We start from the raw sequence: 6305 nt of genomic DNA, 5'->3' as shown, positions 1-6305 counted from the left end.
CCTATAAACAAGGCACAGGCCACGCCATCGCCGCTCGCGCGCCTGCCGGTGGTGCTGCTGCAGGTGCGTGACAAGGCAGCGCAACAGTTGCAACAAGGGCTGCAGGAGCTGTTCGATAACGCAGACGACACCTTGTTCGAGATGGCCGATAAGGCTCGTAGTAACGCCGACCATCACATTTTCTTTGAAGCCATGCGCGATCTGCGCCTCAAGCGAAAGAATTTCGAGCGCGGGTTCATGGAACAGCTGTTTGTAGCCTTTGCCGATCTGGGCCAGGCGGGGCGTAGTGAGGCGCACTTGGTACCGGTGATGTCGTACGAGGCCGGCTCCTGCACCTCCAGTGACGAACTGGAAAAGGCTGTGGCGCTGGAGGCCATGTTGGGCCGGGTACGCCACCGCGACGGCCTGGCACTTGGGCAACTGACGGCGCGCCTGGGCACCTTGTTAGGCCGGCACCTGGATGAAGGTGAAAACCCGTTGGGTCCGGCATTGCTGTGTGAGTTTTTTTTGCAGGCGGGACGCAGCCTGGGCGTGGAAATTCGCGTCAAGCTGATCATGCTCAAGCTCTTTGAAAAATACGTGCTCAGTGACGCCGACCTGCTGTATGGCGAAGCGAATCAGCTGTTGATCGCCACTGGTGTACTGCCGGAACTCAAGGTCGTACCGTCTCGTCGCCCAGGTGGGCGTGCATCCCGCGACCATCAGCCTGAGGCAAGTTCGCCGTCCGCGGAGCCTGCGTCCGACGATAGCGGTGGCGAGGCCTTCGCCGCTTTGCAGAAACTGCTGGCGGCTGTCCGTGGCAGCGTTGCTCCCACCCTGGAGGCCAGCGCCGAGCCGCAACCGATTGCTACGCGTGACTTGCTGCGCCTGCTTTCCCATCTGCAACAATACGTACCCGAGCCTGAGGCCGAGGACGATTTTGACCTGCGTAACCAACTTGAACAGCTATTGACCCGGGTCAGCGTCAAGAGCGGCAAGTCCCGCGTGGTGGAAGATGCCGACGAGGATGTGATCAACCTGGTTGCGCTGCTGTTCGAATACATCCTCAGTGACCGCACCGTGCCTGATGCCTTCAAGGCATTGATCGGCCGCTTGCAGATTCCGATGTTGAAAGTGGCGGTGTTGGACAAGAGCTTTTTCAGCCGTGCCAGTCATCCTGCGCGGCGTCTGCTCAATGAAGTTGCCGCTGCCGCGATGGGCTGGAGCCCACGGGAGGACTATCAGCGCGACAGCCTTTACCTGCATATCGAGCAGGTGGTGCAGCGTCTGCTGAATGACTTTGTTGACGACATGACGATTTTTTCCGAATTGCTCGCGCAGTTCACTGTGTTTACCTCGGATGAGCGGCGTCGCAGCGAACTGCTTGAACAGCACACCCATGTCGCCGAAGAAGGACGTGTACACGCGCAAGCCGCTCGCCAGCATGTGGCCGATGTGCTCAACCGGCGTTTGCTGGGCAAGGTGTTGCCCCAGGCGGTGGTGCAGTTTATCCAGCAAGCGTGGAGCCAAGTGTTGTTGCTGGCCAATCTCAAGCACGGTGAGCAGTCGGTGCAATGGCAGGCTGGGCTGCGCACCATGGATGAACTGATCTGGAGTGTGGACCTGCAAAAAGACACCGAGGCTGGCCGTCACCTGTTGGAACAGTTGCCCGGGCTGCTCAAGGCATTGCGCGATGGCCTGACCAGTGCGGCGTTCGACCCCTTCAGTACCCGTGAGTTCTTTGATCGGTTGCAAGCCATGCATGTGCAGTCATTCGGTGGCGAGGGGCTCGATAAGCTGATCGAAGTACGTGAGCCCTTCGTACTCGGTTCCGTTGGGGCTGATCCGGTCGTGACCTTGCCGAATGATGACCCGGACTTGCTTAAGGTCTACCAGTTGCGGACCGGTACTTGGTTCGAGTTCCAGGCTGATGCAACCACCACCCTGCGCTGCAAGCTGACGGCGATCATATCGACGGCCAATACCTACATTTTTGTCAGCCGTTCCGGACTCAAAGTCATGGAGAAGAGTGCTCTGCAATTGGCCATGGCCTTCAAGCAGGGCGTGCTGCGCACATTGGACGGGGGCTTGCTGTTCGATCGTGCATTGGCTTCGGTGATCGGCAACTTGCGCCAACTCAATCGCGGCAAGTGATCGCAACCGCAGGGTGGAACGCGGCATACTGGTAACACTTCGTCTCATTCTAGGAGCCAGTATGCAGTTGGACCCCGCCAGCGGTTGGTGCCAGGGTATCCGTCATTGCCCTTCGCCCAACTTCAACGAGCGCCCCGCTGGTGAAATCTCGCTGTTGGTGGTGCATAACATCAGCTTGCCACCGGCGCAGTTCGCCACCGGCAAGGTGCAGGAGTTTTTCCAGAATCGCCTGGATGTCACGGAGCATCCCTACTTTGAAGGGATTGCTGCCTTACGTGTGTCTGCGCATTTTCTGATTGAACGCGACGGCACGGTGACGCAATTTGTCTCGTGCCGCGACCGGGCATGGCATGCTGGGGTTTCCCGTTTCGAGGGGCGTGAGGTTTGCAATGACTTTTCCCTGGGGATCGAACTGGAGGGCACGGACGAGCTGCCGTTCACCGACGCCCAGTATGTTTCGCTGATCGATCTGACACGCCAGTTGCTGGCAGCCTACCCCGATATAACGCATCGGCGTATTTGTGGTCACAGCGATATCGCACCGGGTCGCAAGACCGACCCCGGCCCCGCTTTTGATTGGACGCGCTTTCGCAGCGCCCTGCAGGATGGAGGACACGCACGATGAGTTTCCTGGTGTTGGTGCTGGCGGTGTGGATCGAAAAGTTCTCGGCTTTGCGCCTACGGTTACAGCGTGATGGCGGCTGGTTGCGTGAGCTGGCCAAGCTGGAGTCGAGCTCGCGTATGGGCAAGCGACCCTGGCTGATTCTGGCGTTGCTGGTGCTGCTGCCCGTGGCGGTGCTGGCGCTGTTGTTGCTGGTGCTGGAACCGGTGGCCTATGGCTTGCTGGCATTGCCGCTGCACTTGCTGGTGGTGATCTATAGCCTGGGGCGTGGTGATCTTTTGGGGCAGTTGGGGCCTTTCCGTGATGCCTGGCGTCGCGGTGACCTGCAAGCAGCCGAACACGTGGCCGAACGTGACCTGAAAATCGGTGCCGACAGTGGCGAGCAATTGTTGGAGCGGGTTCAGGGGCATCTGCTCTGGCAGGCGTATCAGAGTTTTTTTGCGGTGATTTTCTGGTATTTCCTGTTGGGTCCGGTGGCAGCGCTGGCCTATCGCTTGCTGGCGCTGGCCAACGAGCATAGCCAGAACCCGCTGGTAGCGGAGCGCGCCGGGCAGTTGCGGCACGCGTTTGACTGGTTGCCGGTACGTCTGCTGGCGGCAAGTTTTGCCCTGGTGGGCAACTTCGTTGCGGTCAGCAAGGTGATGCTCCACGAGCTGTTGAGCTGGGATATCAGCGCTGCGCATCTGGTGGAAAAAGTCGGCCTGGTAGCCGCAGAAATCCCGGCGCCTGTGGTGGGCGTCGATGGCATCAACAGCCTGGATCGCCTGTGGGAACTGCTGCTGCGCGCCGCCGTGTTGTGGTACGCCGGGTTTGCGATCTGGACCGTATTGCCCTGACTAAGTGAGCCTGCTCAACAGTGTGGAAGCGGGCTTGCCCGCGAATACGGTGGTTCAGTGGCAAATTTGTTGACTGATACTGCGCTTTCGCGAGCAAGCCCGCTCCCGCATTGGGTTTGTTGTAGATCTGAAGCCGTTAACCTTACGTTACAAAACTCCCTTTCGAATTGAGCTATACAGACAGAGCGCCAAATAGTGGCTATCTGCCGTCGCCCTGCGCTCAATAAAAATAATAGAAAGGGAGTCCACCTTTGAAGAGCTTGCTCTATCCCGCCGTTGCGCTGATGAACCGCCTGAGTTTCGGCATGAAATTCAGCCTGATCAGCGTGTTGTTTCTGCTGCCGATGCTGGCGACCAACTCTTTCCTCGTGCGTGACTCCTGGAATGAATTCCAGGGAACCCGTATCGAGCTGCGAAGCCTCGACCTGCTCGGCAGCAGCCTCGTGCTGCGGCGCGAGCTGGAAACCCTCAACAACCAGGTGCAGATCAACGCGACCCTTGGCCAGTCGGGCAAGGCGGGCGACCTTGAGGGCAAAATCAGCGCCTTGGAGCAAAACGTGCTCGCCCGCTTGCAAAGCCTCAACGCCACGGCGGCTCAACCTGAACAAATTGCCGCCTTTGAAAGCAAGCGGGACGAACTGATCGCAGCCTTCAAGGCCCAGCAACAGGAAACCTCGCTGCTCAATAAAACGGCGCTCATCGGCAAGTTGCTCAACAAGGCCCAGATGCTCAGCCAGATCATCGCCAGCCAATCTGGCTTGAGCCGTGATTCGCAGAGTGACCTGCGCCAGCTCAGTGACCTGGTCACGGGCATCACCCCGCAAGTGACCCAGGCACTTGGGGAAGGTCGCGCGATGGGCGCTTACTCATTGGGCCAGGGGTTTATCAATTCCTCCTCCAGTACGCGCTTTGATGAGCTGCAACAGCAGTTGGAAAAACTCCAGGCCGAATACGCCTTGAAACTGCAAGATGCGCTGGGTGCCAGCAAGGCCGCACACGGCGCGCTCGACGCCTTGGCCCAAGCTAGTCAGGCCAGCCTTAAACAGGCTGCTGAGCTGTTCGAAGAGCAGGTGGTGATGGCTGAAACCCTCGACGCACCTTGGCAGGGTTTTTATGACGACGTCAGCCAACTGATGGCCAAGACTTATCAACTCGATGACGCCACTCTGAAGTTTTTCGAGCAACAGCTGGAGCAGCGCTTGGCGCAAAATCGTATGCATATGGTGATGCTCGTGGTGGCGCTGGCTGCGGTGTTCTTGCTGATCTTCTATTTGTATGCAGGTTTTTATGCCTCGACCCGCACGACCTTGCGGCGCTTGGGGGCGATGATGGACACCGTGGCAGCGGGCGACATGACCGTGACTTTCGTCGCTCACAGTCGCGATGAGCTTGGGGATCTGGGCCAGGTGTTCAACGGCACCGTGGCCAAAATTCACGACCTGATTGAGCGCGTCGGGCACACGGTCAGCCAGGTGGAACTGCAAGCCGGTCAGGTGGAGGCAGTTTCAGCGCAGAGTAACCAGGCTGTGTCGGGCCAGCGCAGCCAGATCGAACAGGTCGCGACAGCGATGAACCAGATGTCGTCCACCGCCCAGGAGGTGGCGCGCAGCGCGGCGGCTGCCGTCAGCAGTGCCCACAGCGTTAATGATGAAACCGTCAGCGGCCGAGGCTTGGTGCAGTCCCAACAAGGCAGCATTGTGCGCCTGGCCTCGGAGATCGATGAGTCGGTGCGGGTGATCAACCAATTGGCCACCGACAGTCAGGCCATCAGCCGTGTATTGGACGTGATCAAAAGCATTGCCGAGCAAACCAACTTGCTGGCACTCAATGCCGCCATCGAAGCGGCGCGTGCTGGCGAGCAGGGGCGTGGTTTTGCCGTGGTGGCTGATGAAGTGCGCACCCTGGCGCGACGCACCCAGCATTCCACGGAAGAAATCGAGCAGATGATCAGCCGCTTGCACAGCGGTGTGGAGGCGGCCGTGAAGGCCATGGGCAGTAGCCATGAAATGGCGAGCGGTACCGTGGGGCAGTCGGAAAAAGTCCAAAAGGCTCTGGAAAACATCCTCGGTGCCGTAGGGATGATCGTCGATCAGAATCAGCAGATCGCCGCGGCCGTGGAGCAGCAAACCGCGGTCGCCCATGATATCGACCAGAACATCGTCGCCATCAATCGCGCGGGCGAGCATGCGGCACAAGGGGCTCAGCAAACCGAAGCGGCCAGCCGGCAGTTGTCGGTGCAGGTTGTCGAGTTGAAGCAATTGATCGGTGCGTTTCGTGTGTAAGGTTTTTGTGTAGGAATAAGACTTTTGCGGTGTGGTGCTTTTCCTGTTTTCTCTGTCGGCCTTTCATTACGAAGTAAATAGGCGAGAATTTGTATCACTTAGTAAATGTCTCGGGGAGGTACGGCCATGACCGCTGTCATCGGCATCAAAGGGCATTGCACTCACTGTGATATGACGTTCGAGCTCAAGCCTTGGCAACTGAATGCGATTGCCATCGATGAACCATTTGGCTGCAGGTATTGCCATTCCTGCCTGCAGCTGTGTTGCCATAAGCAGTTACGTCAATTCCGAGCCTTGGACCATTGGGCGATGGTTCGTCCGGGCATGGTCATTCTGACCAGTGCGACCTTGCTGATGGCGCTGGTGGCGGAGTGGGTGGGGCTGCTCAGTGTGATTGGGCAATTCAACATTTCGCTGATGGCAGTGTTGGTG

5 protein-coding genes and 1 pseudogene are annotated in these 6305 nt (G+C 58.6%); all 6 read left to right on the top strand.

Annotation, left to right across the window (positions count from 1 at the left end; translation table 11 throughout):
* A partial coding sequence (locus ACRESD_RS04595; RefSeq protein WP_431749837.1) for a DUF1631 domain-containing protein occupies positions 1 to 2133 on the top strand: 2133 nt, incomplete at its 5' end.
* A gap of 61 nt (positions 2134 to 2194) precedes the next feature.
* Positions 2195 to 2758: a 1,6-anhydro-N-acetylmuramyl-L-alanine amidase AmpD gene (ampD, locus tag ACRESD_RS04590; RefSeq protein WP_431749836.1), complete on the top strand. Its 564-nt coding sequence runs from the start codon at positions 2195 to 2197 to the stop codon at positions 2756 to 2758.
* Positions 2755 to 3591 carry a regulatory signaling modulator protein AmpE gene (gene ampE / locus ACRESD_RS04585; protein WP_431749835.1) on the top strand — a complete coding sequence of 279 codons (837 nt, stop codon included), beginning with the start codon at positions 2755 to 2757 and terminating at the stop codon, positions 3589 to 3591. The genes ampD and ampE overlap by 4 nt, the downstream gene beginning before the upstream one ends.
* Before the next feature lie 284 nt (positions 3592 to 3875).
* A pseudogene (locus tag ACRESD_RS04580) lies at positions 3876 to 4967 on the top strand (methyl-accepting chemotaxis protein); the annotation flags it as partial.
* Positions 4944 to 5873, top strand: a complete 930-nt coding sequence (locus tag ACRESD_RS04575) for a methyl-accepting chemotaxis protein (RefSeq protein ID WP_431749838.1) — start codon at positions 4944 to 4946, stop codon at positions 5871 to 5873. The pseudogene ACRESD_RS04580 and the gene ACRESD_RS04575, both read left to right, overlap by 24 nt.
* 126 nt (positions 5874 to 5999) lie before the next feature.
* Positions 6000 to 6305: hypothetical protein (locus ACRESD_RS04570; RefSeq protein ID WP_431749834.1), on the top strand; the 306-nt coding region annotated here is incomplete at its 3' end.

Source organism: Pseudomonas sp. (assembly GCF_050739995.1).
GTDB lineage: Bacteria > Pseudomonadota > Gammaproteobacteria > Pseudomonadales > Pseudomonadaceae > Aquipseudomonas.
This window is presented reverse-complemented; position numbering and strand designations above follow the sequence as displayed.